The sequence below is a fragment of the Adlercreutzia shanghongiae genome (genome assembly GCF_035830635.1).
GTDB lineage: Bacteria > Actinomycetota > Coriobacteriia > Coriobacteriales > Eggerthellaceae > Adlercreutzia > Adlercreutzia shanghongiae.
In genome coordinates this window covers 52,354-78,620 of record NZ_JAYMFI010000001.1, presented here as the reverse complement: position 1 = coordinate 78,620, position 26,267 = coordinate 52,354, and the positions used below count along the sequence as shown (strand labels likewise).

Annotated in this window: 17 protein-coding genes; 10 read left to right on the top strand and 7 right to left on the bottom strand. The window is 62.8% G+C overall.

Features of this window, described 5'->3' with window-relative positions; all coding sequences use genetic code 11:
- The first annotated feature begins 392 nt into the window (after positions 1-392).
- From VJ923_RS00370 to VJ923_RS00345, 6 genes are all read left to right on the top strand, one after another.
- Complete coding sequence (locus VJ923_RS00370) at positions 393-3,053, top strand: molybdopterin-dependent oxidoreductase (RefSeq protein ID WP_326437371.1); 2,661 nt, start codon at positions 393-395, stop codon at positions 3,051-3,053.
- Positions 3,054-3,065: 12 nt separating this feature from the next.
- Positions 3,066-3,692 carry a DMSO/selenate family reductase complex B subunit gene (locus VJ923_RS00365; RefSeq protein WP_326437369.1) on the top strand — a complete coding sequence of 209 codons (627 nt, stop codon included), beginning with the start codon at positions 3,066-3,068 and terminating at the stop codon, positions 3,690-3,692.
- Between the two features lie 155 nt (positions 3,693-3,847).
- On the top strand, positions 3,848-4,618 hold the full coding sequence (locus VJ923_RS00360) for a TorD/DmsD family molecular chaperone (RefSeq protein ID WP_326437367.1): 771 nt from the start codon (positions 3,848-3,850) through the stop codon (positions 4,616-4,618).
- 97 nt (positions 4,619-4,715) lie between these two features.
- Entirely contained in the window at positions 4,716-5,597 is an 882-nt protein-coding gene (gene nrfD, locus VJ923_RS00355; protein ID WP_326437365.1) for an NrfD/PsrC family molybdoenzyme membrane anchor subunit, read from the top strand.
- A 64-nt stretch (positions 5,598-5,661) separates the two neighbouring features.
- Complete coding sequence (locus tag VJ923_RS00350; protein ID WP_326437363.1) at positions 5,662-6,048, top strand: GntR family transcriptional regulator; 387 nt, start codon at positions 5,662-5,664, stop codon at positions 6,046-6,048.
- A gap of 22 nt (positions 6,049-6,070) precedes the next feature.
- Positions 6,071-7,033, top strand: coding sequence for a slipin family protein (locus VJ923_RS00345; protein ID WP_326437360.1), 963 nt, complete (start codon positions 6,071-6,073; stop codon positions 7,031-7,033).
- Positions 7,034-7,192: 159 nt separating this feature from the next.
- On the opposite strand, the gene asnB is transcribed toward VJ923_RS00345, so the two are convergent.
- The 4 genes from asnB to VJ923_RS00325 all read right to left on the bottom strand — a co-directional run bounded on the left by asnB (position 7,193) and on the right by VJ923_RS00325 (position 14,240).
- Positions 7,193-9,103: an asparagine synthase (glutamine-hydrolyzing) gene (gene asnB, locus VJ923_RS00340; protein ID WP_326437358.1), complete on the bottom strand. Its 1,911-nt coding sequence runs from the start codon at positions 9,101-9,103 to the stop codon at positions 7,193-7,195.
- Between the two features lie 100 nt (positions 9,104-9,203).
- Positions 9,204-9,929 (bottom strand): cysteate racemase, encoded by a 726-nt coding sequence (gene cuyB / locus VJ923_RS00335; RefSeq protein ID WP_326437356.1) that lies wholly within the window; start codon positions 9,927-9,929, stop codon positions 9,204-9,206.
- Positions 9,926-11,374, bottom strand: coding sequence for a carboxylate--amine ligase (locus VJ923_RS00330; RefSeq protein WP_326437355.1), 1,449 nt, complete (start codon positions 11,372-11,374; stop codon positions 9,926-9,928). Before VJ923_RS00330 ends, cuyB begins: the two co-directional genes overlap by 4 nt.
- A gap of 100 nt (positions 11,375-11,474) precedes the next feature.
- Complete coding sequence (locus tag VJ923_RS00325) at positions 11,475-14,240, bottom strand: oxidoreductase (protein ID WP_326437353.1); 2,766 nt, start codon at positions 14,238-14,240, stop codon at positions 11,475-11,477.
- Positions 14,241-14,453: 213 nt separating this feature from the next.
- On the opposite strand from VJ923_RS00325, the gene VJ923_RS00320 reads away from it, so the two are divergent.
- Complete coding sequence (locus VJ923_RS00320; RefSeq protein WP_326437351.1) at positions 14,454-15,959, top strand: helix-turn-helix transcriptional regulator; 1,506 nt, start codon at positions 14,454-14,456, stop codon at positions 15,957-15,959.
- A 32-nt stretch (positions 15,960-15,991) separates the two neighbouring features.
- Here VJ923_RS00320 and VJ923_RS00315 read toward each other — a convergent pair whose 3' ends face one another.
- Positions 15,992-17,281 (bottom strand): aminotransferase class I/II-fold pyridoxal phosphate-dependent enzyme, encoded by a 1,290-nt coding sequence (locus tag VJ923_RS00315; protein ID WP_326437349.1) that lies wholly within the window; start codon positions 17,279-17,281, stop codon positions 15,992-15,994.
- Between the two features lie 234 nt (positions 17,282-17,515).
- Here VJ923_RS00315 and putP point away from each other — a divergent pair, with 234 nt between their 5' ends.
- Both putP and VJ923_RS00305 read left to right on the top strand, forming a co-directional pair.
- A complete protein-coding gene (gene putP, locus VJ923_RS00310; protein ID WP_326437347.1) occupies positions 17,516-19,078 on the top strand; it encodes a sodium/proline symporter PutP in 1,563 nt (520 codons plus the stop codon).
- A 239-nt stretch (positions 19,079-19,317) separates the two neighbouring features.
- The gene (locus VJ923_RS00305) at positions 19,318-20,511 is read left to right on the top strand and encodes an FprA family A-type flavoprotein (protein WP_326437345.1); all 1,194 of its coding nucleotides are present in this window, start codon (positions 19,318-19,320) and stop codon (positions 20,509-20,511) included.
- An 81-nt stretch (positions 20,512-20,592) separates the two neighbouring features.
- On the opposite strand, the gene VJ923_RS00300 is transcribed toward VJ923_RS00305, so the two are convergent.
- Positions 20,593-22,131 (bottom strand): helix-turn-helix transcriptional regulator, encoded by a 1,539-nt coding sequence (locus tag VJ923_RS00300; protein ID WP_326437343.1) that lies wholly within the window; start codon positions 22,129-22,131, stop codon positions 20,593-20,595.
- A gap of 241 nt (positions 22,132-22,372) precedes the next feature.
- Here VJ923_RS00300 and VJ923_RS00295 point away from each other — a divergent pair, with 241 nt between their 5' ends.
- Positions 22,373-24,370, top strand: coding sequence for an FAD-dependent oxidoreductase (locus tag VJ923_RS00295; RefSeq protein WP_326437341.1), 1,998 nt, complete (start codon positions 22,373-22,375; stop codon positions 24,368-24,370).
- Between the two features lie 500 nt (positions 24,371-24,870).
- Here VJ923_RS00295 and VJ923_RS00290 read toward each other — a convergent pair whose 3' ends face one another.
- Positions 24,871-26,052, bottom strand: coding sequence for a coiled-coil domain-containing protein (locus VJ923_RS00290; protein WP_326437339.1), 1,182 nt, complete (start codon positions 26,050-26,052; stop codon positions 24,871-24,873).
- Between the last annotated feature and the right edge of the window lie 215 nt (positions 26,053-26,267).

Sequence of the window (26,267 nt, the reverse complement as noted above, 5' to 3'; positions counted from 1 at the left end):
TTGTAAACTGTTACGATGTTGTCACAATAGCATAGGATAGATTAAAACACAACGAGCAAGGAGCTATACTATGACAGCGCTGTAGATGCCTCATGATGCAAACAAGCCTCTCCACTATGAAACCTTACTCTCAATCCCATTTCTAGAAAATAATATGTTACCAGGAAAAAGTATGAAAAGAGTTAAAGATATGCCTATAAAGAATTTATTCTCAAAATAGATAAGCTGGTAGCACGGTATTGTCGTTGACTGTCCTATTTGAGCATGATAGTATATCCACCAGTAACCGTCATATTAGTTTAGGACGGTTGTACCTATGCATGGGTCGCGTTGGAAGAGGGGAGCGGCCCGCTTCGGGCTTCCCCGACACAATCACGAGAGGGAGGGTCAATATGACAACATCATTGACTCGACGCAACTTCGTCAAGTGGGGCACTGTTGCTGCTGGAGCCGCCGGCATCGCCGGCTTCACCGGATGCGCTACTTCATCGGAGAGCGCAGGGGATGCGTCTGATGCGCCCGCAGCATCCGGCGTAAAAGCCGAGCTGGCCGAAACGGGTAACGGCGAATGGAAAACTGCGCCTTGCAAATATAATTGCTGCTGCGGTGTTTCCCGCTGTCTGTTGAAGGTATATGTGGAAGATGGCGTGCCGCTCAAAATTCGCACCGACGAGGCGGAAGACACTATCGCCAATCCGCAGCGTCGCGCCTGCGCACGCGGGCATGGACAGATTTCGAATATGACATCTCCTGCTCGCATTAAGTATCCCATGAAGCGCAAAAACTGGAGTCCGGACAATCCCAATGGGGATTTGCGCGGCAAGGATGAGTGGGAGCGCATTAGCTGGGATGATGCGCTGCAGTATGTGGCTACCGAAATCAAGAAGACGTACGACACTTATGGCCCCCGCAGCATGTTCGGGGCCTGTCCCGACGGTGTTTTCTCGGAAGACCCCATCGTTTTCGCGCTTTACAAGCTCGGTGGTGTAGTGCACAACAACGCGGGAACCGTGTCGTTCGGGTCGTGGGCTGTGGCCGATACCCACATGCTGGGTGGATGGTGCGCGAGCGCCGGTCCTCATCATCTTCAGATGCGCGACTGCGAGTTGCACGTACTCTTCGGCTGCAACTGGATGGCAAATAAGGCGGGTAACCACGGTCACTTCATCGATCAAAGTCGCAAGAACGGCGGCAAGGTTATCGTCATCGATCCTTGGCTGAACCAAACCGCTCAGGCCTTGGCCGATGAGTGGGTTCCTATTTTGCCTGGTGGCGATACGGCTTTGTCGCTCGCGATTTGCTATCAGTGGATTCAGGACGGTACGTTCGATCAGGACTATCTTGACAGGTACTGCATTGGATTCGACGCCAATCACATGCCTGAGGGCGTTGATGCCAAAGACAACTTCAAAGATTACGTGCTGGGAATAACCGACAACGAACCAAAAACGGCCGAATGGGCAGAGCCTTTGTGCGGTGTTCCGGCAGCCAAGATTGTCGAACTGGCAAAAGAGATTGCCGGCGTTGACAAAGTGAACTTTTTCGCTGGCCAGTCCACTTCGAAAATTCCTGCCGGCGAACAGTTCGTGCAGGTGTTCTACACCATGGCTCTTATGCATGGCGGTATCGGAACGCCGGGACATTACATGGGCTGGAAGGGTGTGAACGAGGGCAATGTCGGCGCCCTTGCCGCTGGCAGTGCCCTGACGCCTGAGCTGGATCTTCATAATCCGCTCAATCCTCCGGGAACGCCAATTTACATGATGTACCCCATTCCCACATTCGATGTCATGGAAGATCCCGATGCTTGGGATATGCTTGAACCTTCGGAGTCGTGGAAGAATATTCTCGACGGAGAGTATGGTCGCGATTGCTGGCCGACTGGCAAGCGCAAGCTTGATATCCATCAGATGTACTACGGCGTTGTTCAGAACTCGCTCAATCAGATTCCCAACACCAACGCGGGTATTGAGGCTACGAGAAAGATGGACTTCGTCTGGGGAACTGGCGTGTTCTTCGACGCATCTCGCCAATACTGCGATATCGTGCTTCCTGTTTGCTCATATTGGGAACAGGGCGGCCAGGCCTATAGCGCCGAGGCCTCTACCATTTTCTGGTACGACGCCATGATGGAGCCCTCCTATGAGTCAAAGAACCTCAACGAGATTGCTGAATTGCTCGCGGAGAAGCTCGGCCTTGACCCCAAAGAGGTGAACAGAGCGTCTCTTGAGGAGCGCAACTTCCGCACGGTGGCGGGCGCCACGATTACGGATATGTCCACGGGAGAGGCGAAGCCGCTGCTCACCTTGACTCAAGAGGATATTGACGAATTTGGCGTTGAGGGGCAACCTCAGGAGGGCGTCATTCCGTTCGCTGAGCTCAAAGAGGCTGGTATTTACAAATATCCTGTTGAGGAGGGTAGCTTCATCCCCGAGCCTTTCGCGGCCTTCATCGCCGATCCTGAGGCGAACCCGCTCAACACGGCCACGGGTAAGTTCGAAATTTGCTGTCCGACGTTGGCGTACATGATTAATTCAGTGGGTTACTCTACGATATCCCCGATTGGAAAATGGCAGATTGGCGATCCGACTCAGGGCATTGGCGCTCAGACCGATGAGTATCCGCTGCTCCTTTGGACGCCCCATTCTCTGCGCCGTGCGCACTCTCTTGACGACAATGTGTACAGTTTGCGCGAGGCGTTCCCCCAGGAGTGCTTCATGTCGACGGTGGATGCTGAGGCGCGCGGCATCAAGAACGGAGATGCGGTGTTGATGACGAGCCCTCACGGGCAGGTGCTTCGCCCGGCTAAGGTATTGCCGACGATTGTGCCCGGCGCCGTTGCGCTGCAGGATGGTTCGTGGACGAGAATCGATGAAGAAACTGGCATCGACCTCGGAGGCAACCCAAACGTTCTTCAGGCGCCGGCCTCATCGGGCGGCGGGTCTCAGTCTTGGACTGGTACTCTTGTGCAAGTTGAGAAGTACGCAGGACCGTTGGAGCTTGTGCCTGACAGGGAGTGTCCCCTTGTTATGCCCGTTGGCATCGAAGCGTAAAGGAGGTGCGTCATGACGCAGTACGCATTCTATTTCGATCAGGATATATGCACGGGTTGCAAGACTTGCCAGGTCGCTTGCAAGGAGACGTACAAGCTGCCCGCTGGCAATCTGTATCGACGCGTGTTGAATTATCAAGGTGGCGCATGGGAGCGCAACGAAGCAGGGACCTATGTGCCCAATGGGGTGTTCGGCTACTTTGTTTCCGTCGCCTGCAATCACTGCACCGATCCTGCTTGCGTGGAGAATTGCCCCACAGGCGCCATGCAGAAAGATCCCGAGACAGGTATCGTATGGACCGATCATGATGCTTGCATCGGTTGTAAAACATGTCAAACTGCATGCCCCTACAATGCCCCTACGTTCTCCGAAGAAAGGGGCTATATGGTTAAGTGCGACATGTGCGCGGGAGAGCTCGAGCGCGGTCGCAAGCCCATTTGCGTGGCCAGTTGCCCCATGCGTGCTCTCGATTTCGGGCCGCGAGAGGAGCTCATCGAAAAGTACGGCGATGGCGACGTCGAGGTTGAGCCTTTGCCGCAAAACACTACCGATCCGAATCTCATTCTGAAGCCGCACCGGGAGGCTCAGAAGTCGGGATCGGGCACCGGTGAAATAGTAAGTCTGGACGAAGAGCTTTAAAGATCGCCGCGCAACAAGGAGGGGCCGCCGAGACGGCCCCTCCTGCGAAAAGCCGCGACATCCTATCGAGTGGTAATTCCGATATGCGGCAGGCGTCGAACAGGTTAAATCTCCCTCCCAACCTGCTGGTGCCTTGCCTGTTTAGAGGTGATGAAATGGAAGAGGTCATGTCTTTGGAGGACTTGGGTGGCGCGGAGGTGTGCTTCGCTGTTGCATCGCGGCTCCTCTATTGCGAGCCTGATTATGAAGAAGTGGCTGAGCAAGTGGCGATGCGCCAGTTTTCTCGAGCTCCGTTTGCGGGAGATAACCCCGTCGCACGTAAAGGGCTGGAGGAAATGGATGCATGGTGCGTCGAGGTTGTTGAAAAAGCTCGCGGGGATGCTGCATTCGCATCGGCGGGCCCCCTCGCATCCGAGGTCCTAGTCGACTCGCCAGTTTTTCGAGAGAGCGTCGACGCTCTTCGTCGTGAGTGGTTTCGTCTGTTCGTTGGGGTGGGCGCGCCTGAGGCATCGTGTCTGGAATCGTTCTATGTTGAGCCCAGCAGCCGCATGTTCGCCAAAAACACGCTTGCAGTGCGCGAGGCCTATCGGGCTTATGGACTGCAAATCGAGCATCTTCATTCCGAGCCGGACGACCATCTGGGTCTTATGCTGGGATTCGTGTCGCACCTAATCGGTGCGGAGGGCGAGGCGCGCGAAAGCACGGACGATTCGGTTTCGCGCATCGTTAAGGATCAGGAAGATTTCCTCGTCGAGCACGTGCTGCCTTGGCTCGCGGTTTGGCGCTATGGAGTTATGAAGCGCGCTGCATCTGATTATTTCCTTGGTGTTGGCGACTTTGTTTTCGGGCTTGTTGCCAGCTATGCCGAGCGCTTCGGCATCGTTTATGATGCCAAGCAAGAACGGTTTAAGCACATGGAGTCTTAGCGACGAGCGGCAAGCAAGTCAAAGGCACGTCCGAGCATGCGGTGTCGACTCTGCGATTGACGGGGCATGCTTGTAAGGCATTGGGAGGGGTTAGCTGGTGCTCGGAACTTTTGTGGTTCTCTATCTGCTCCTTGGCGGTTGTGGTGCGGCCGTTCTGGGACTTGCTGCTCTCTGGTCGCTGCTCTTCAGCCGCACGTGTACTCGTACAGGTGCGCAGAGTCGCGCCTTTGCGCTCTTGCGTGCTCGTTTGTTTCTTGTCAGCTTCGCCATCCTCGTATTGGCGGCGTTGTGCCTGCTGCTAGATTTGGGACGGCCAGCTCGCGTGTTGCTATTGTTTGTTCGACCGACGACTTCCCTTATATCTCTCGGCACTTTCGTTCTCGCAGCATGTCTCGTCTTGAGTGCGTTTTTGGCCGCCGCAAATATGCTGGACAGTATGCGAGTTTCTTCGCGGATACGGAAGGTAGCCGAGGTTTTATCGCTGATTCCTGCTGTGGTGATGCTCGTGTACACGGGCCTGTACATGGCTTGGATGGAAGCGGTTCCGCTGTGGAACAATCCAGCGTTGCCCTGGCTGCTTGCCGCCTCTTCGCTCTCATCGGGCGTGGCGCTTATTATGTTAATAGCCCCTTTCAGCCGGGATTGGAAACTCCTTACTGGTTGGTTAGATGCTTTGCGCCGAATGCATCAAATGATACTTGTTGTAGAGCTTGTGGCGCTGATTGCTTTCTGCATTCTGGCGGCGATGAGCCCCTTTGCCGTGGTGTTTCTCGCCGATCTGTTTGACCCCATCGCGTTGGGCCCTTGGTTTGTCGTGGGCTTTATCGTGCTGGGTCTTGTTCTGCCCCTCGCGGCGGAATTTCTGGTTAAATCACTGCGCGGCAGCGCTGGCCCTAAGCTCGCCGAGGTCCTTTGCATTTCCGGCGGGTTGATTCTGCGGTTCTGCCTGGTGTTGGCGGGGAGTCATTGGTTGGGGTGATACAATGCCAAGCTGTACGTTTCCCTAAAAGGTTGTTAGGCCGCAGAAGCTTTCAGGAGGTGACATGGCTCTTTTCGAGATAGACGAATCCAGCGGGCTGCCCGTGTGGGTGCAGCTGCGCAATCGGTTCGTGTACCTCATCAAGACCGGTCACTACAAGCCCGGCGATCAGCTGCCCAGCGTGCGCACCTTGGCTGCCGAGGCGGCCATCAACTACAACACCGTCAGCAAGGTGTACGTCAATTTGGAAAGCGACGGCTATGTGGAGTCCGTTCGCGGTCGTGGCGTGTTCGTGCGCGATATCGGCGGCAAGGCCGACGACGTTCGCTCCATTGCCGATACGGAAATCGAGGGCTGTATCCGCCGTTGCCTTTCTTTGGGCATGACCATCGACGAGGTGGTGCTTCGCATGATGGACGTCGCCCATCGTCTCAAGGAAGAAAAGTCCTGATCCTCGAAGAGGAGAGGTTGCTATGAGAAATCGTACCCCCAAGGCCGAGCGCGCGGATAAGCGTCCGGCGCGCATCTCGGGTATCGAGAAGTACAATTCCAATGTCGATCGCCGCACGTCGCAAAACGGGCCGCTGGTGTTCGCGGCATTCGTGGCCGTGGTGGTGTTCGCCATCGTGCTTACGGCGAGCTATGCGCTTTCGAGCGCTTTCAGCGTTTGGGGGCTGCTCGCGGCCTTCATCGTGGCCTGGGCGGCTACTATGACCATCCACATTGCCATGCAGTGGGAAAAGGTGGTCATTTTCCGCTTCGGCAAGTTCAACCGTATGGCCGGTCCGGGCCTGTACTTCACCATTCCCTTCATTGAGCAGACGGCGCTCAAGGCCGACCAGCGCATCATGGTCACCGGCTTCGGCGCCGAGGAAACGCTCACGAGCGACTTGGTGCCCATCAACGTGGACGCCGTGCTGTTCTGGATGGTGTGGGATGCGAAGAAGGCGTGCCTGGAGGTGGAGAACTACTACAACTCGGTATCGCTGGCGGCCCAGACGGCTCTGCGCGATGCCATCGGACGTGCGAGCGTGTCCGAGGTGGCTATCCGCCGCAACCAGTTGGACCAGGAGCTGCAGGAAGTCATCGAGGAGCGCACGAGCGTATGGGGCATCACGGTGATGTCCGTGGAGATCCGCGACATCGTGATTCCCCAGGAGCTGCAGGAGGCCATGTCGGCTGAGGCCCAGGCCGAGCGCGAGAAGAACGCCCGCATGGTGCTCGCCGAGGTGGAGAAGGATATTTCCGCCATGCTGGTAGATGCTGCCAACGTCTATGACGAGAACGAGCTTGCCGTGCGCCTGCGTACCATGCACCTGCTTTACGAGTCGGTGAAGGGCTCCGGCGGCACCGTGGTCATCCCGAGTGCGTATTCTGAGGGATTCTCGGATGCCGCCCTGGACAAGGCCGTCGACAGCCTGAAAAGCGGGAAGTAGGCCGTTTCCGCAGGCGGCGCCCCGTCGTTCCTGTGCCGCTTTCGTGAACCTCGTCAACGCCGCGTCAACGGGCCGGCAGGTGAGTATAATCCGAAATCAAGGCGGGTACCGGACAGATTCATCCCCCTCCCTCCCGATTTGTCCGGTGCCCCGCCTGCTCTAGCCGAAATATGCTTCGTGCCACAAGGTGAAGCAATAGGCCGACCAAATCCTCTTCATATGCGAGCGGGCACCGCTTCGGTGCTCGTCTAAGAGCGCGTCCAGCACCTCGGTGCGGAAAAAGCGCCGCGCCGTGGCGCTGTGCAGCACCTCGCGCACCTGGGCCGCCCATGGCTCCTCGCGCAGCCACTGGGCGAGCGGGGTGAGAAAGCCCTTCTTGGGCATGGCCGCGGTGCGCGCCGGCAGCGTGCGGGCGGCTGCGCGGCGCAGGGCCGGCTTCGTCTCGGTGCGGGTCACCCGCAGCTCGGCCGGCAGGGTGCGCGCCACGGCGAATACCTCGCGGTCGAGGAAGGGCACGCGCAGCTCGAGCGAGGCGGCCATGGACATCTTGTCCGCCTTCAGGAGGATGTCCTGCTGCATCCAGGTGAGGATATCGGCGGTCTGCATGGCGGTGACCTCGTCGACGGCCCCGCTCCCGCGTCTCTGTCCGCCCGCGCTCTCGCCCCGTGCCGCCGCATCGGCCCCGCACGCCTCCGCGAGCAGAGGGGCGGCCGCCTCCCAGGGCGCGCCCGCGCCGCGGGCGAGCGCCGCCAGATCGGGCTGCAGCAGGTCGAGGGCGTCATTCCAGGGGAAGTTGTACTCCAGGCGGAGGTAGCGCTCGCCGAAGGGACGCGCCCCGCGCATGAGGAAGCGGCGGCCATGTGTGCCCTCGGGGAGGCGCGCCGCTCCGGCCGCGAGGGCGTGGCGCAGATTTGCCGGCACGGCCATATAGGGCCCGAAGGAAAGGCATTCCTGGTAGTAGGGGTAGCCGCCGAACAGCTCGTCGGCGCCCTCGCCCGACAGCACCACCTTCACCGACTCGGCGGTCATGCGGCACAGGTGGTACAGCGGTATGGCCGAGGGGTTGGGCAAAGGCTCGTCCATGGCGTACTGCACGGCGGGAACCGACGCGAAGAACTCCTCGGCGGTAAGGGTGCGCCCCTGGTTGGAAAGGCCCACGGCGCTGGCGAACGCGCGGGCGGCCGCCAGCTCGGAGTAGCGCTCCTCGCCGTAGCCGATGGAGAAGGTGCGCGCGTCCATGATGCGCGCGGCCTCCGACGCCACCAGGCTGGAATCCACCCCGGCTGACAGGAAGCAGCCCACCTCCACGTCGGCTATGGCATGGGCCGCCACCGACTCGCGCAGCACGTCCTCGATGGCCTCGGCAGCCTCATCGGCCCCAAGCCGTGTGTCGGGAACGAAGTGCGGGGAGAACCAGCGGCCCATCTCGGTGCGGCCGTCTCGCCAGCGCAGCCAGTGCCCGGCGGGCAGCTTGCGCACGCCGGCGATGAGCGTCTCGTCGTCGGGGAGGTACTCCATGCACAGCCAATGGCCGAGCCGCCGCTCGTTCAGCCGCGCTGTGAAGCGCGGGTGCGCCTGCAGCGCCTTGATCTCCGAGGCGAACAGGAGGCGCGGGCCGTCGGCAGCGTAGTAGAGGGGCTTGATGCCGAAGGCGTCGCGGGCGCAAAACAGCTCTCCGCGCGTTCGGTCGTACAGCGCGAAGGCGAACATGCCTCGCAGCTCGTCTAGGAGCCGCGGCCCCCACTGCTCGAAGCCGTGGACGAGCACCTCGCCGTCGCCCTGGGTGGCAAAGACGTGCCCGGCCCCTTCCAAACGCCGTCTCAGCTCGCGATAGTTGTAAATCTCGCCGTTGAACACGAGCACGAGCGTGCCGTCCTCGTTGAAAAGCGGCTGGCTGGCTCCTTCAAGGTCGATGATCGCCAGGCGCCGAAAGCCCAGGGCGCAGCGCCCGTCGTCGAAGGCGCCCGCCTCGTCGGGGCCGCGGTGCGCGATGGCGGCCGCCATGGCGTCAAGCGCGGCGGCGCGGTTGTAGCCGGCGCCGTCGTCGAAGAACCCCGCGAATCCGCACATAGAACTCCTCCTCGTTTTCGTGTATGGCGGAAGCGAGCGCGTTCCCGCCAACCTCCTGACCAGGAGATGAAGGGAAAATGCGCAGGTCAATCCCGCAATTTCAAAGGGGCGGGAACGCCTTCGCTTCCGCCCTGCATTCTGCCAGGGCGATGACGCGGTCCACCAGCACGTCCAGGGCGTCTATCATCGGAAGGCCCGCCGCCATCGTTCTGCCCCCGAAGGCGAGCGAGAGCTCGGTGCAGCCCAGCACCACGCCGTCGCAGCCTGCCGCGGCCACATCGGCCGCCAGCACGTCCAAGCCGGCCGCCTCCACGGGAAGCCCCGCCTTCACCTCGTCGTAGATGATGCGGCTCGCGAGCCGCTGGGCGGAAGGCGACAGGTAGCGGCATGCTAGGCCGCATGCGGCCGCCTCGCGCCCGTACACGTCGGCGAGCATCGTGCCGCGGGTGGCCAGCACGCCCAGCTGCATCAAGCCAGCGTCGGCGGCGGCGCGTACGGTCTCGCGCACCATGTGCACGACGGGAACGGGCAGCGCGGCCTGCACCTCGTCGAAAAACGTGTGGGCGGTGTTGCAGGGGAGCGCCAGAAGCTCGCAGCCGCAGGCGGCCAGCAGCTGTCCGTCCTCGATAAGCGCCGCCACCGGCGAGCGGGCGCTCTCGCCGGCGATGAAGGCCGTGCGGTCGGGAATGGCCGTGTCGTTGAAGGCGAGCGTGCGTACATGGTCCTGGTCGCGGCGGGCGTCGGTGCGCTGCACGAGCCGCGAGAGGAAGTAGGCTGTAGCGCCCGGGCCCGTGCCGCCGAGCACGCCGACGAGTCGGCCGCTCACGATGCGACCCTCGCGCAGCGCATGTCGTCGGAGGCTATCAGGGTCGTAGGCGCGGCCGGGTTCGGCGCGCTTGCGGGTCCGGCCGCCGCGCCAGCTGCCTCCCGGGATGCTCCTTCTGCTGCGAGCGGTCGAGGGGTATCGGAGCTGTTCGCTTGCGCCGCCTGCGCCCCGCGCCGCTCCCGCTCCCGTTTGGCCTCCATGGCCGCCCGGCAGGTCTTCCACTGGCGCGCGGCGAAGACGAGTGGGTACAGGCGGCGGCGCAGGTGCTTTTCGGCGGGGTAATCGAGCGGGTCGGCATCGCAGCCCAGCGCGTAGAGCCCCTGGATCTCGCGGCGCAGGGCCACGTCCTCTATGTAGTCCAGCAGGATGCGCTTCGGCACCACGGTGTACAGCGACTCGCGCCCGCGGACGATCTGCACCCCGTCGGGGAAGGGGCGCTCCTCCACCAAATCTTCCACCAGCAGCTGCGCCACGTTGCATCCGGCGGCGGTCACGTAGTAGTTGCTGCGTCCCAGGCGGGTGTTCACCTCGAAGAACACGTGGCTCCCGTCGCGCGGGTCCACCTTGATGTCGAAGTTCGCGAAGCCGGTGTAGCCCACTGCCTCCAGAAGGCGGGTCGCCTCGGCCACGATCTGCTCGTCGGTGCGGCTCACGATGGCGAGCGGGTTGCCCACGCCCATGGGCCGCATGTCTTCCAGAAGCGTCTGGCCGAAGGCGGCGAAGCGCACCTTGCCCGCGCGGTCGGAATAGGTGGTCAGGATGCGCATGTAGGTGTCGTCGCCGGGGATGGTCTCCTGCACGAGAAAGGCTCCGTCATAACGGCTGGCCTGCACGACGTTCAGCACGCGCTTAAGCTCGTCGGCATCGCGCGGGAAGAACACCTTCTCCTTGCCGGGGAAGTCGGCGTAGTGGTAGGTGGCCGATACGGCCGGTTTCGCCACCACGGGGAAGGGGAAGGGCACGTCGATTCGGTCGGGGTCGGCTGCGTCGTCGCCCGCATCGAAGACGACCGTGCGCGGCACGGGCACGCCCACCTGGCCGCACAGCTCGTAGAAGCGCTCCTTGTCGGTCAGCTGGTTCAGCAAATCCTCGCCGATATAGGGGATGGTGAAGGACGCTTCCAGAACGGCGCGGCTCTCCACGATGGCCCGCACGTACCAGTCACCGCAGCCGAGCAGGATCAGGGTGCGGTGCCCGAAGCACTCGGCCACATCGGCCAGCGCCGAGAGCATCACCTCGCGCCGCTCCAGATGCGGCACCACGCGGTTCACCAGAATGGACGAGTCGCCGCACATATGGCAGTCGGCCTGGGACAGCACGAGCGAAACGATGCCGTAGGCCTCATGAAAGGCCCGCGCCAGGCTGTAGGCGCCGATGTCGCCCCCCAGAATGACGGGCAGCACATCGTGATTAAGGGGCTCGGCCATGGTTCTCATCTCCTGCATCGTCGGCCTTCGGTACAGGAAGATGATAGGAAAAGGCCCCCTTACGCTTCCCATAGCAAATGCTGACGAAAGCGTAAGGGGGCCGAAAGATTGCTTAAGGTTAGATTCCCGCCTGCTGCTTGCAGCCGGCCAGGGCCTCGGCGACGGCCGTCGAGGTCTCGGTGGCCCCGCTCACGGCATCCACGTTGCCTGTCTCCACGATCTGGGAGGCGAACTGCGAGCCGAGCTCGCGGCCGATGCCGGCGGTCTCGTTTGAGGTATCCACATCGGCGGCGGCAATGACGCCGTCTTGCACGGTGAGCACTACCGTCACCTCGCCAATGCCCGTGGCCGTGGCGCCGTACTGGTCGTCCTCGAGCTGCAGGGCGCCAAAGCCGTCCAGGGTCTCGATGTTGCGCGCCACGATGTTGGCCCGGGCCACCGCGTTCGCGATCGTGCCGGGGGCGTAGGCGTCGCCGACGGCATGGGCGGCAAAACCCGCTTCGCGGATGCTCGCGAGCAACTCGGGGCGGCTCTGGGGCGGCCGGGCGTCTACCAGCACGTCGAAGGGGACGGTGGCCGCCACGCCGCGCTCGTCGGTGAACGTGATGTCGCCCTCGCCCACGGAGATGTTGCGGGCCTGATGGTGCAGGCGCACGCCATGGGTCTTAAGCCAGGTGGTTCCCATGAGCTTGGGCCAGGTGGGCGCCCCTTGGTAGAGGCTCTCGGCCGGGGAGGGGCTGACGATGTCCACGGTGCGCCCGGCGCGCACCAGGTACTCGGCGACGTTGCAGGCCTCCATCTCGCAGCCGTACACGGTCGCCCTTTCGCCGGCAAGGAGCTCGGCCACTGCCTCGTCGCCGGAAAGCTGGGCCTCCTGCAGATCGGCCAGGGTCACCAGGCGCGCCGCCGCTCCGATGGGCTCGTTGCGGTCAAGGGCTCCGCCGCAGGCCACGACCACGATGTCGGGTGCGCAGGATACCACGAGGTCCACATCGGCCTCGGTGCTCAGGTGCACGTCCACGCCGGTTACCTCGAGCTGGCGGGAGAGGTAGGCGATATGGTCGGCGATGCGCTCGTGGCTCCCCTTCACGGCGGCGGCCAAGCCGGTGAGACCGCCCAGGTGGTCCTCCCGCTCGTACAGCGAGACGCGGTGCCCGCGCAGGGCGGCGATGCGGGCCGCCTCCATGCCGGCCGGGCCGCCGCCGATGACCATGATGCTGCGCGGGTCGCTGGCCGGCACCGGCGTGTAGCCCTCGGGCATCTCCTCGGTGAAGGCGCGGGTGTGGGCGGCGTTCACGCGGCAGTAGGAGGGCGTGCCGAAGGAGAAGGGGGCCACGAAGCAGGTCATGCAGCGGGTACAGGGGGCCACTTCGTCGCGACGTCCCTCCTCCAGCTTCTGGGCGATGGCCGCATCGGCGATGAGGGGGCGGGTCATGAGCATGAAGTCGATCTTCCCGTCGGCAATTGCCCGGTTCATAAGATCCGGTTCCGCCCGCGGGTCCATGTAGCCCACGGTGCCCACGGGAATGGAGACGGCCTCTTTGATGCGGGCCGCCACCTCGATGAGGGCCCCCGCTCCGTCATGGGAGCCGTCGATGACGCCGCCGAAGTGGCGGTCGTAGTCGATGACGGTGCCGTAGCCGGTGTCGCCGTGCTCGTGGTAGTGCAGCACGTCGGGCTGGAAGCCGCCGTTGTGATGGCCGTAGAGCTGCGAGCGTACGTGCAGGCTGGAGGCGCCGGCCCTCTCGAAGAGCTTCGCGAACTCGATGGCCTCCTCGATGCTCGTGCAGCCCGTGTCGTCTCCGAGGGACGCGACGTTGCCCTCGATACCGCTGTAGAGCACCTGGATGATGAAGTCGTCGCCGACGCGCTCGCGTATCCCCTCGATGATCTCGGTGAGGATGCGGGCGCGGTTCTCGATGGACTCGCCGCTGTACTGATCGGTGCGCTCGGTGTTGGCATAGCGCGAGAGGAAGGTGGAGAAGTAGTGGTTGCACGAGGCGTTCAGCTCCACGCCGTCCCAGCCGGCCTTCTTATAGCGCTCTGCCGCATCGATGAACGCCTGCTGCTCGGCCTGAACCTGCTCGGTCGTCTGCATGAGGGGAGGAACCATGGCCATCTCCAGCGATCCCTCCTCGCGCACGGTCGAGGCGGCGGCCCCCGTGGAGGTGGACACATCGAGCATCTGGGCGATCAGCACCACGTCGTGACGGTGGATGCGGTCGGCGATTTCCTGGTGCGCCGGGATTCCCGCATCGTCGTAGATGCTGAGGAATCCCGAAAGGCCGCTCGGCATCACGTCCTCCATGGAGCTGCTGCCCTCGGCGCCCGCATCGCCCATCGGCGGCAGGTCGCCCATCGCGCCGTCCATCGGCGGCAGGTCTCCCATGGAACCGTCCATCGGCGGCAGGTCTCCCATGGAACCGTCCATCGGCGGCAGGGCCGAGGTGTCCATGGAGGCCGCCGGCGGAAACAGCAGAGACTGCTCGTAGACGATCATGCCCAGGCCGCCCTCGCAGAAGCCCTCGTAGAAGCCGAGCATCTTCTCGTCGGGCCATTCCGTCGATTCCTGCAATTCCGATCCCGCGCAGCTTTTGCCCAAACGGTTCTTCACGGTAACATGGGCTATGTTCAGGGGAGAGAAGATCGCGCTCATATCGCCGCTGGGGCCTTCGACGGCTGCCTGGGGGTTCAGCTGGTCTCCCAGAAGGACGCTCTCCCCCGTGGTGGCGGGGTCGGTACCGGTTTCGGCGACGGGAGTGCCCTCGGCGCCGCAGCCGGCAAGCGACGCCGAGGCGGCGATGCCTGCCACGGTGGTGGCTGCGCCGGCGAGGAACGAGCGGCGTGAGAAGGTCGGGGTGGACGAATCTGGGGAACGATGCATGGTCTCCTCCTCCGTTGTGGTCGGTTGAGCGCCCGGGTGGTGCGTCATGGGGCTAACGGTACGGAAAGGGAGGAGTCCTGTCTGTAGGACATCGGCCCGTTACGTGTAGGACATCATTAGTAAAAGGGCTTTTCGGCGGGGTTTGACCCCCTCTTTCGCATCTCCGCCACAGGGCGGCCGCTATACTGGAGAGGCGAGAAAGGAGGGGGGACGATGGCTGGCGGAAGAGGCGCGGAGATACTGAGGCAGGCTTGCCTGCAGGCCGGCCCGCTTTGCTACTTGGTGACGCTTGCGTTCAAGCTGCGGTTGGCTCAGGATGCCCTGGCGGGTCTCGCCCCGGCGCAGGCGGCGGGGCTGCACGTGGCGTCTATGGCCCTGGGCGCCCTTTGCTGCATGGCCCTCGTGCGCCTGCGGCCGAGGGGCGGTCAGCAGTGCGTGGCCGCCGTCGCGGCCATTGCCCCCGCCGCCCTTCTGGCCGTGGCGCTCGTGTGCGGCGACGTGGCGTCGCTTCCCGTGTCTCTCGGCTTGGGTGCGACGTGCATGGCGCAGTTCTTCCTCATGGCGCGTTGCCAGCCCCTCGGATTCGCCGAGGCGCTTTCCGCCGCCGCCATCGCCTTCGGCATTGCCGGCGGTATGGCCGTCCTGCTTCACGGGCTGCCTCTGCTGTACCACCTCGGCGTCGGCGCCCTGGGGCTTCCCCTGACCTTCTCGGGAATCGTCGTGGGGCAAAATGCTTTTCGAAACGTGCATCTCGCTCCGTCGGCGGAGAGCTCTCTCGGGCTGTCGTCTGGCCTTAGCGCCGATCGTGCCGAAGATGCCGTATCCACCCCTTTCGAGGCCGCGCTCGGCGTACAGCAGGAGCGCGATTCCTCGTTGCCCGGGCTGTTCGCCTCGTCGCTTCGCTCCGCCGCGCCGGTGCTCCTCGTCTGCCTGGCGTGCGCGATGAGCCTCGGGGGCTCGTGGAGCCTCAACCCCTTCTATGACGCGCGCGCCGAGCCGCTCCCGTTCTTTATCGGGTCGCTTGCAGCTGTGTTCATGCTGCTGTGCTTGCGCGTCGCCTGGGTGCGGACGCGCAGCGGCGACGCGCTGCTCCTTGCCTCTGCCCTGCCGCTCTCGCTCGCCATCGTGCTCATCGCCTGCTATGCCGTCGCCCCCACGCCCTTCGAGTACAGCGTGGCCGCCATGTCCGAGTTCGGCTTTCTTTCGGTCATATGGGCGTGCTCCCTGCTGCTCGACCGCTCGCCGCGATTCCCCGGCTTCGCGGGCACCGCGCTTCTCGTGTACTTCTTGGCCCTGTTCGCCCTCTTCACGTTCGTCGGCAGCCTGATGAGCCTCCGAATCGCCCGGGCCGCCATGGCGCTGGCGGCCTGCCTCGGCCTGCTGTTCCTCATCGGCTTCGCGTATACGGCCCGCAGAGGACAATCCTACGGCACCGTCGAAATGCCGCAGGTGGGGGTCTCTGGCGACGAGTCGGCCTCGGCGCCCTTTCGCGAGTCGGTCGACGCCCGCTGTGCGGAGCTGAGCGAGTCCTGCGGCCTCTCGGCCCGCGAGGCCGAGCTGCTGCCGTTCTTCGCTGCCGGCATGAGCGCTACGGCGATAGGGGAGAGGCTCTTCATTTCCCCGAAGACGGTCAACAGCCATCGCTACCGCATGTACGGAAAACTCGGCGTGGCGAGCAAGGACGAGCTTATCGACCTGATTTGGGGCGGCCGGCAATAGCTGTTCCGCTGCCCCTTCCGCAGATGGGGTCGCTAGTCTTCCAGCAGCTTCTCCAAAGCCGCCAGCTTCACGCAGCAGCAGAACACGTCCATGGCGGCGTCCAGCTCGTCCAGCGGGGGCAGGGACGGGGCGATGCGGATGTTGGAGTCGGCCGGGTCGTCGCCGTAGGGCCAGGTGGCGCCGGCGCCGGTCATCGTCACACCGGCCTCGCGGGCCAGGCCCACAATGCGGGAGGCGGTGCCCTCGGGCCCCTCGAAGCTCACGAAGTAGCCGCCGCGCGGACTCGTCCAGGTGGCGATGGCGGCCTCGCCCAGCTCGCTTTCCAGCTTTTCCACCACCAGATCGAACTTCGGCTTCATGAGCGCGCCGTGGGCCGCCATGTGCTCGGCCAGGCCCGCGCCCTCCTTCAGAAAGCGCGCGTGGCGCAGCTGGTTCAGCTTGTCGTGGCCGATGGCCTGGGCGTTCATGTGGCGCTTGACCTCGGCCACGTTGGCGGGGCTTGCGGCCACGGCCGCCACGCCGGCGCCGGGGAAGGTGATCTTCGAGGTGGAGCCGAACTTCAGGTAGCGGTCGGGGTTTCCCGCCTCGGCGCATGCGGCGGCGATATCGAGCACCGTGTCCTGCTCGGCCGGGTCGTCGGAGAAGTGGTGCGCGGCGTAGGCGTTGTCCCAGAAGATGCGGAAGTCGGGCGCGGCGCAGTCCATGGCCGCCAGGCGGTGCACCGTCTCGTCGGAGTAGGTGACGCCCGACGGGTTCGAGTACTTCGGCACGCACCAGATGCCCTTGATGGCGGCGTCCTCGGCCGCAAGGCGCTCCACCTCGTCCATGACCGGCCCGTTCTCGTCCATGGGCACGGGGATCATCTGGATGCCCAGCGCCTCGCAGATGGTGAAGTGGCGATCGTAGCCCGGTACGGGGCAGAGCCATTTCACGGCGTCAAGCTTGCCCCAGGGCTCACTGCCCAGGGCGCCGAACATCATATAGCGGGCCATGGCGTCGTACATGGCCGTGAGGCTGGCGTTGCCCAGCACGATGACGTTGTCGGGCGCATCGTCCAGCAATGTGGCCATGAGGCGCTTCGCCTCGGGAATGCCGTCCAGCACGCCGTAGTTGCGGCAGTCGGTGCCGTCCTCGGCACTCAGGTTGGCGGAGGAATCGAGCACATCGAGCATCGGAAGCGACAGTTCCAGCTGGGCCGCCGACGGCTTGCCGCGGGCCATGTTGAGCGCCAGACCACGGGCCTGCATCTCGCTATAGCGCTCGCGAACCTGCGCGAGCTCCTCTTCCAATTCCGCCGTCGTGAGGTCCGCGTAGCGCGCCATGGGGCATCCTTTCGCCGTAAAACTGTTCGTACGCTCAAGATGGGAGCTTTCACTCCATCGCGGTAAAGTATAATCCCAACAGTCAGTTTTAAGAAGGAACAGGCGACTTCGCGGCGACGAAAAGTCGTGCGGAGTCGGGGTTGGCGCACAGGTCCGCGCGGTTTGCGGCTGCAGCCGGTCTTTGGGCCAACCCCGACTCGCGTCTTTGCGCGAGTCCCGCAGAAAGGGGGAGCTATGATTGAGAACGACTTCTGGGTAGTTTTCGCCATGCTCATCTACTTCGTAGCCGTCGTTGTGATCGGCTTCGTCTACGCCAAGCGCTCGAACTCGTCTTCCGAGGAGTACTTCCTCGGCGGCCGCGGCTTGGGCCCGTGGCTCACGGCCCTGTCGGCCGAGGCCTCGGACATGTCCGGCTGGCTGCTCATGGGCCTGCCCGGCGTGGCTTACTTCACCGGTGCGTCGGATGCCATGTGGACGGCCATCGGCCTGGTCATCGGCACGTATTTGAACTGGAAGTTCGTCGCCAAGCGCCTGCGCAAGTATTCCGAGAAGGCCGGCAACGCCATCACGGTGCCCGACTTCTTCTCGAACCGCTTCCATGACCACAAGCACATCCTCATGACTATCGCCGCGGTCATCATCTTGCTGTTCTTCACCATTTACACCGCCTCCTGCTTTGTGACGGTGGGCAAGCTGTTCGCCACGCTGTTCGGCTGGGATTACGCGGCCATGATGGTCATCGGCGCCATTATCGTGTTCCTCTACACCTTCATGGGCGGCTACCTTTCGGTCTGCACCACCGACCTCGTGCAGGGCACGCTCATGTTCTGCGCGCTTGTGACCATCTTCGTCGGCAGCGTGACGGCCGCCGGCGGCGTGGACAACACCGTGGCGTTCCTCCAATCCATCCCCGGCTTCCTGTCGGCTACCGAAATTGCCACGCCCGTTCTTGACGAGAACGGCCTGCAGGTCATGATCGACGGCCTGCCGCAGTTCGGCGATGCGAACACCTACGGCATCATCACCATCGTGAGCGGCCTGGCTTGGGGCCTCGGCTACTTCGGCATGCCCCAGGTGCTCATCCGCTTCATGTCCATCCGTCATTCCGACGAGATCAAGAAGTCCCGTATCATCGCCATGATCTGGCTCGTGGTGTCCATGTCCGCCGCTGTGTGCATCGGCCTCATCGGTCGCGCTTACCTGCCGGACTGCTTCGCCTCCCAGTCGGCGGCCGAAAGCGTGTTCATCGTGCTCGCCCAGATTCTCCTGCCGTCGTTCTTCTGCGGCCTGGTGGTGTCGGGCATCTTCGCCGCGGCCATGAGCTCGTCTTCGTCCTACCTGCTCATCTCCGGCAGCGCCGTAGCCACCAACATCTACAAGGGCCTTATCAAGCGCGATGCCACCGACCGCCAGGTCATGATCGTGGCCCGTATCACGCTCACCTGCATCTTGGTGCTGGGCTGCTTCCTCGCCATGGATCAGAACTCCTCCATCTTCAACATCGTGTCCTATGCCTGGGCCGGCTTCGGCGCATCGTTCGGCCCGCTCATGCTCTGCGCGCTGTACTGGCGCCGCACCACCCTGCAGGGCGCCATCGCCGGTATGCTGACTGGCGCTGCCACGGTGATTATCTGGAACAACTTCATCGCCCCGCTCGGCGGTTGGTTTGGTGTATACGAGCTTTTGCCCGGCTTCGTGCTGGCGCTTATCGTCATCATCGTGGTGTCCAAACTCACCCCCGAGCCCAGCAAGGAAGTCACCGACGACTTCGACACCTATATGCAGCTGGATGTGTAACGAGTGCGTTAGAGGAGGAGCGCCGGAGTGGCCGGCGGCGCCCGCGCGCAGGTTGCGCAGCGAACGGAACAGGACTAAATGTCCTGTTCCGCCGAGCGAGCCATTGCTTGAGCACGGGCGTTGCCGGCCACTCCGGCGCTCCGGACAAAACGATTCCTCAACGAGGCATCCCAGGCAGGGGTGCCTCGTTTGCGCTAGGGCTACCATGGTGCCGTAATCCGTACAGGTGAGGAGGCATCATGCTTAAGGCCATCGAGATCAAACCGGACGTTTTCTGGGTAGGCGGCATCGACTGGAACGAGCGCAACTTCCACGGCTACACCACCGAGCGCGGCAGCACCTACAATGCGTACCTGATTCTGGACGAGAAGATCACCCTCATCGACACCTGCAAGAAGCCCTTCGTCGGCGAACTTGTCGACCGCATCGCCGGCATCATCGACCCGGCCTCCATCGACTACATCGTGTCGAACCATGTGGAGATGGATCACTCCGGCGGCCTGCCCGCTCTGGCCGAAATCGCCCCGAACGCCACCATCATCACCGGTGCCCCCAAGGGAGTGCAGGGACTTACTGCCCATTACGGCGACGGGCTGAGCCTTAAGGGCGTGAAGACCGGCGACACGCTGGGCATCGGCAAACGCACGCTCAGCTTCGTGCAAACGCCCATGGTGCACTGGCCCGATTCCATGGTCACCTACGACGAGTACGACCAGATCCTCTTCTCCAACGATGCCTTCGGCCAACACTACGCTTCGTCCAAGCGCTTCGATGACGAGGTGGGCTTGCCCGAGGTGCTCGTGCAGGCGCAGAAGTACTACGCCAATATCGTCATGCCCTACGGCAAGAACGTGGAGGCGGCCCTGAAGGCGCTGGCGGGCCTGTCCTTCGATATGATCGCTCCGGCCCACGGCATCATCTGGCGCAGCCATGTGCCGGAGATTCTCGCCATGTACCAGAAGTGGAGCAGCAGCACGCCGGAAGAGTACGCGCTCGTGGTCTACGACTCCATGTGGCACACCACCGAGTCTATGGCCGTCGAAATCACCGAGGCGTTTATCGAGATGGGCATTCCCGCGCGCCTGCTCGATTTGAAGGTGAACCACATCTCCGACATCATGGCCGAGGTGCTGAATGCCCGCTACATCGCCGTCGGGTCGCCCACGCTGAACAAGACCATGATGCCCACAGTGGCATCGTTTCTCTGCTACATGCGCGGTCTGGCCCCGGCCGGGCGCGTGGGCATTCCCTTCGGCAGCTACGGCTGGGCCCCCATGGGCCCCAACGAGGTGTACCAGGCTCTGGAGAGCTGCAAGTTCACGCTGCCCGAGGCGCCGTTCACCCATCAGTGGGTAGAAGACGAGGCGGGCCTGAATTCGCTGCACGACGCCGTTATCGACTACGTGAGCCTTTTCCACGAGAAGGCCCAGTAGCAAAGCACCTCTTGTCCTTCCGCAATCCTGCTTCCGCAGCGCCCTACGTAGGAGCAGACTTCAGCCTGCCCTCATCAGCTGCTAGCTCAGTCCGTCTTCGATAAGAGAGAGCAGCTCCTGCTGCGTGTGGATATCCAGCTTGCGATACATATTCTTGCGATGGGTGTTCACGGTGTTCCGCGAGATGAACAGCTCCTTCTCGATATAGGTCACATCACGTCCCCGTGCGAGCAGCGTGAAAATCTCGGTTTCCCGCTCAGTGAGCCCATGGGCGGCTGCCACTTCGCGGCACCGTGCGTCCAACGACTCATGGGAGAGTTTGAGCAGCCTCGGGGAGAGCAAAAGCAGCGTGCGCTCAGGCAAGACGAACACGTAGGCTGCCACTAGCACGGCAACGGCGAAGAACCCGACATAGGGGAGCAGGTCGAACCCCTCCGAGAGCGTTGCAAGGTGCTGCATGACCTTGGCCGCGCCAAAGCCGCAGGGGAGGGCCAGGCACTGCAGCCCGAAAACGAGCCCCACGATGCGCCGGGCGGGAATGTGCCGCATGAACACGACGCTCCAGGCGAGCATCCACATGGTGGCCGTGATGAGGGCGTAGGCCACATAGATGACGGCATAAGAAAAGAACAGATGGTTGTAGGCGAGGGGGAGCGCCGAAGAGCCGGCGACACCTATGGCAAAGGCCGCGCGATAAAACAGCTCCATACGGTAAGCGCCCCAACGTTCCATAAGGTGGAGAATGACGGTCATGACGATTGCCGAGGCAATGAGAACGCACAGATAGACGAGCCAGAACAGCCCTTGATCGAGCGGAGCGCTCGTCATCACGACATTGCATGTCCAGACAAACTGGACGACGAAGGCAAAACAGAACAAGGAAACCGCCATGCGGGCGGGCACGTAGCGCGGCCCCTCCACGTTCTCGTTTGGCTTGGCACTAGGGCCTTCGCCCAAATCTTCGCCGGCAAAGCCTTTCAAGCCCCAAAAAGAGAGGAGGGGGAGCCCTCCGGCGAGGACGGCCTTCCCGACAGCGCCGAGAGAAGTCACGACAATAAACGGAACCCACTGAAGGCAGAGCGCGACACAGAGCACCACGACCATCTCGCGAATGTCGAATGAGGTGATGAGAAGCCCCCACGCGAGCGTATAGCGCACAACAAAAGCGGCGGCACCCAGGCCAATGAGAACGGCTGCGATGGTCACGGCGGGTCCCATAGCGGTTGTTGTGATGCTCAGCGCAACGCCGGCGATACCGGACAGCGCGCCAAGAATGCCGCAAAGGAGAGCCCCGCGGCCTTTCGGCGCCTTGGTGCCGCCCTTGCGTTTCGACAGCTTTGAGGGCATCAACCCCAGAGCGACAAGCGTGCATCCGCCGAGAAGCAGTGCTGTGATGAAAAGCGGATCGCGCACGACGCCGCCGCCGTACGCTACGGTGTCTCTGAGAAAGCCTTCGAAGCAAATGAGCAGGTTCACCCAAGCGCTGAAGGCGGCGAAGCCAACGAGCAGCCTTGCCCGAGGGCCATCGAGATATTTCGCGAGAAAAGGCGCACCCGATTCCGACGCTTTAAGGTCTTCTCGCTTCAGCGAGACGTTCTCTTCCCGGTTGCGTCCCCCCATGTAATCCCTCCCAGCATTTCAAAAGGAACCACTCCATTATAAGCCCGCCCTGTTGCGCCTACTAAAAAACAATGTGCGTACTACCTGGGGGAAAGGTGATTTCACCTTCTCGTGGTGAGGCGTTTAGGGGCGGTTTCACCATAGAGACGGTATAGCCGGACGGCTCTGGCGCCTCCATAGTGGTCTGCGGGGCCGCAATCCTCGGCTCTGTCAAGGCTATGAGAAAGAAAGGGGATGGGGAATGGAGAACCATCACGAGATTGAGAAGCTGCGGGAGACGCTCGCTGGCAAGCGCGGCCGCATCGCGTTGAGCCGCCGCAGCTTCCTGCGGGGTGCCGGCGTCATGGCGGCCGGCGCTGCGGCGGCAGGCATGGTGGTCGGCTGCAGCCCGCAGACTGAGGGCGCTTCGGCCTCCGGCGCCGCAGGGTCTGGCGAGGCCATGGCCAGCACCGGCGCGGGTGCTGCAGCCACAGGCAACGAAGGCAAGACCATGGGCGAGGTGCTCGGTGCCGGCTGGCTCGGCGAAGAGCCCGAGATTGCCGAGGACGAGATTGCCTCTGTTCAGGAAGCTGACATCATCGTGTGCGGCGCGGGTCATGCTGGCACCGCTACCGCTCGTCGCGCCGCTGAGCTTGGCGCGAGCGTCATTGTCGTCGAGATGCAGCCCGAGGACACCTTCAGCGCCCTTGGCAACGACATTGGTCATCTGAATTCCTCTTGGCAGGTCGATCGCGTCGGCGTGCCGGAGTACTCTGTCGTAGACTTCATGAACGAGTATCAGATGTACGGTGCCGGCCGCGTCCAGCCCACGCTGCTTTCCCAGTTCGCCAACCGCTCCGGCGAGGCGCTCGACTGGTTTATTGAGGACTACACTGAGGCCGAGAAGGACGAGCTCATCCCGCTCAACTGGCCAGTCGTCGAGGGCTACAATTACAAGAAGGGCCCCTTTACCTCCTATGTGGGCACCTGTCAGTTCGGCGGTTCCGTCGGGATGACCGATGCCGTGAAGCGCTCCCAGGACAAAGCTAAGACCGCCGGCGCGCAGTTCTTCTTTGGGCAGCCGGCCGTGCGCCTCGTGCACAACGAGGACGGCACCGAGGTCACCGGCGTCATTACCAAGGATTCCAGCACGGGTGAATACACCCAGTACAATGGCCGTGCTGTCGTTCTCGCTTGCGGCGACATCGGCAGCAACTCTGCCATGTACAACGCCATCTGCCGTGAGAACTACGAGCTGGGCGAGTACAAGGACTGCTCCGCTATGTCCGGGCGCGACGGGTCGGGCATCGCCATGGCCATGCGCATCGGTGCCAAGGTGGAAATCGCCACGGGCGGCGATATGGGCAGCCACGCCTTCATTCCGCTGTCTCCCATGGAGGGCGTGGAGTGCCTGTGGCTCAACAAGTACGGTGAGCGCTACTGCAACGAGGCCTTCGGCGGTCCGCTGCTTTCTGGTTGCGCCGGCGCTCGCGAGCCTGGTGACCGTGCCTATTTGGTGTGGGGCAACGACTGGCAGGAAGTCTTCCTGAACCAGCTCGCCGGCCACCTGGCCCCCAAAGAGTGGGATGATGAGGCCATTGCCAACGTGAAGTCCTATATGGACGCCGCCGTGGGCTCGGGCCCGGAAGGTGATGACACGTCCGGCAAGTTCCTCTACTGCGCCGATACCCTCGAAGAGCTTTGCGATTACATGGGCATGGAAGAGGGTGTGAAGGCCAACACCCTGGCCGCCATTGAGAGGTGGAACGCTGCCCACGATGCCGGCGTCGACACTGAGTTCGGCCGCGATCCTGAGACCATGTGGCCCATCAAGGACGGCCCCTTCTACGGCTACCCGTGCTCTAAGCGCGTCGGCGGCGGCTCGCTTGTAGCCACCTCCGGTCTGCTCGTCACCGGGCGCCAGCAGGTGCAGGGCCGGGGCTTTGAGCCCATCAAGGGCCTGTTCGCCTGCGGTAATACGTCGGGTGGACGTTTCCCCATGGGCTACAACGGTATCATGAACGGCGTGTCCATCGGCATGTGCCTGTGCCTCGGCTACACGCTGGGTGAGTTCCTCGCCACCGAGGACTTCGATCGCTACTGCACCTTGGGTGCCGGCAATGCTGAAATCAAGCAGTCCGAAAACGGCATGGCCGGCCCGCCCATGGGCGGCGAAGGCGAGGGCGACGGCGGTGCCCCGGCTGGCGACGGCGGTGCCCCCGAAGGTGGCGCTCCAGATGGCGGCGGTGCCCCGGCCTAAGAACGGCCTTCTGAGCACCTAGGTGCTGACACATCCCCGATGACTCGGGACGCACTCCTCTCCCTCCCTCCAGCGTCCCCGGGCATACATTGAGAAGAGTCCCCCCTCCCCAGGGGGCTCTTCCGCGTCGCGGGACCCATCGTCCTTTGTTTGTAGGTGTAAAGGCAAGCGCGGTCTTTTTTGGGCAAATAATCTCGATATGGACGCGTTCCGCAAAGAAGGCGAAAATAAGCAAGCCTCTGAACAGGGATTATTGCCCCCTCTTGCTCGCACGGCGTCCAAAGCAGCTGAAAATGTGTCCATATCGCCGTTGTTTGACAAGAAAAAATTTCGGTAGGGCAAATAATCGCGATATGGACACGCAGAACGAGCAGCACCCTAAATCGGGCACATTTTTTTCCTACAACCCGCCTTTGCGGGAGGGGCGAGCTTGAAGAGGTTCGACCATGAAAAAGGGCTCCTGCGGGAGCCCTTGTCGGTGTCGTTCGATAAATCGCTTGCTAGTAGCGCGTGTAGATCATGCCGGAGTGGACGCCGGAGATCTTGACCACATCGCCGGAGCGCGGGGCGTGGATCATCTGGCCGTCGCCGATGTAGATGCCACAATGGTGGTCGTTGCAGCAGATGTCGCCGGGCTTGGGGTTGGACACGCGGGTGTAGCCCATGAAACTGGCGGCAGTGCCCAAACGGCTGTGGCGGCCGAGCAGGCAGTAGCTCACCAGGCCGGAGCAGTCGTAGGAGTTCGGGCCCACAGCGCCCCACTTGTAGGGCTTGCCCAGCTCGCCGTAAGCGCGGTCGACTGCCGTGCCTCCGACCGTCTGCGGCTTCGAGTTGTTCGAAGACCCGCTGCTCGATCCGCCGCCGGAGCTGGAGCCGGACCCCGAGCTGGAGCTTCCCGAATCGTCGTCATCGTCGTCGCTGTTGCTAGAGCCTCCGCCGCCGTTGTTGCTGCTTTGCTGCTGGCGGCGCTCCTCGGCCTCGGCCTGGCGACGGGCCTCTTCCTCGGCGGCCTGGGCGGCGGCGCGAGCGGCGGCCTCGCGGGCCGCCTCTTCCTCGGCCAACAGCTGCGCGGCCTCGGCGGAGAGGGACTGGTAGGTCTCATCCATCTGGGCCACGAGGGCCTCGGCCTCTTCTTCGACGGCCTTGGCCTCCTCGGCCTTCTGGGCAGCGACGTTGCGCTGCTCCTCGTAGACGGCCTTCTCGGATTCCACCTCGGCGCGCAGCGTCTTGGTCTCTTCAACCATATCGGCGTCGTTCTGATTCATGTCGTTCAGAAGGTCCCAGTTCGAGGCGAAGGCCTGGAACGTGGTGGCTCCCAAGAGCAAATCAAGGAAGGTGGAAGAACCGGAACGGTACATGGAACGGGCGCGGTTGCCCAGATGGTCCTGCAGCTCGCTGATGCGCGAAGAAGCGGTGTCGATGCGGCCTTGGGCCTCGTCCATGCGGGCCTGGGCGTTATCACGCTCGGTGCAGGCGTTGAAGTAGTTATCGGAAGCGCGGTCGAGCTTCTCCTGCATGGCATTGAGCTTCTCGAGGGCCGCGTTCGCCTCGGCCTGCTTTTCAGCGGCCGTGACGGCATGGGCAGTTCCGGGGGTCAGCGGCGGCAGGCAAAGGGAGATGCCGAAAACCGCGGCGCCACCGACAAAGGCTCGTCTGCTAAAGGGACGTGTATGCTCACTCATATAAAAGTATCCTCCTGGTTGAGCATCTAGTGCGTTGGTGCAAACTCGTTCGGCTATCATAGCACGGAACAGGGGTCTCCACGACCCCCACAGAAGGGATTCACAAACCCCCGAAGGCTCCATCCGCTGCGGAAATAATGCCGTTCGCGGCGGGCGCGTGTTGCGCGGATGCGGAGCTCACAAGACCTGGTGCCTCGGCGTTTTCTTTACTCTAT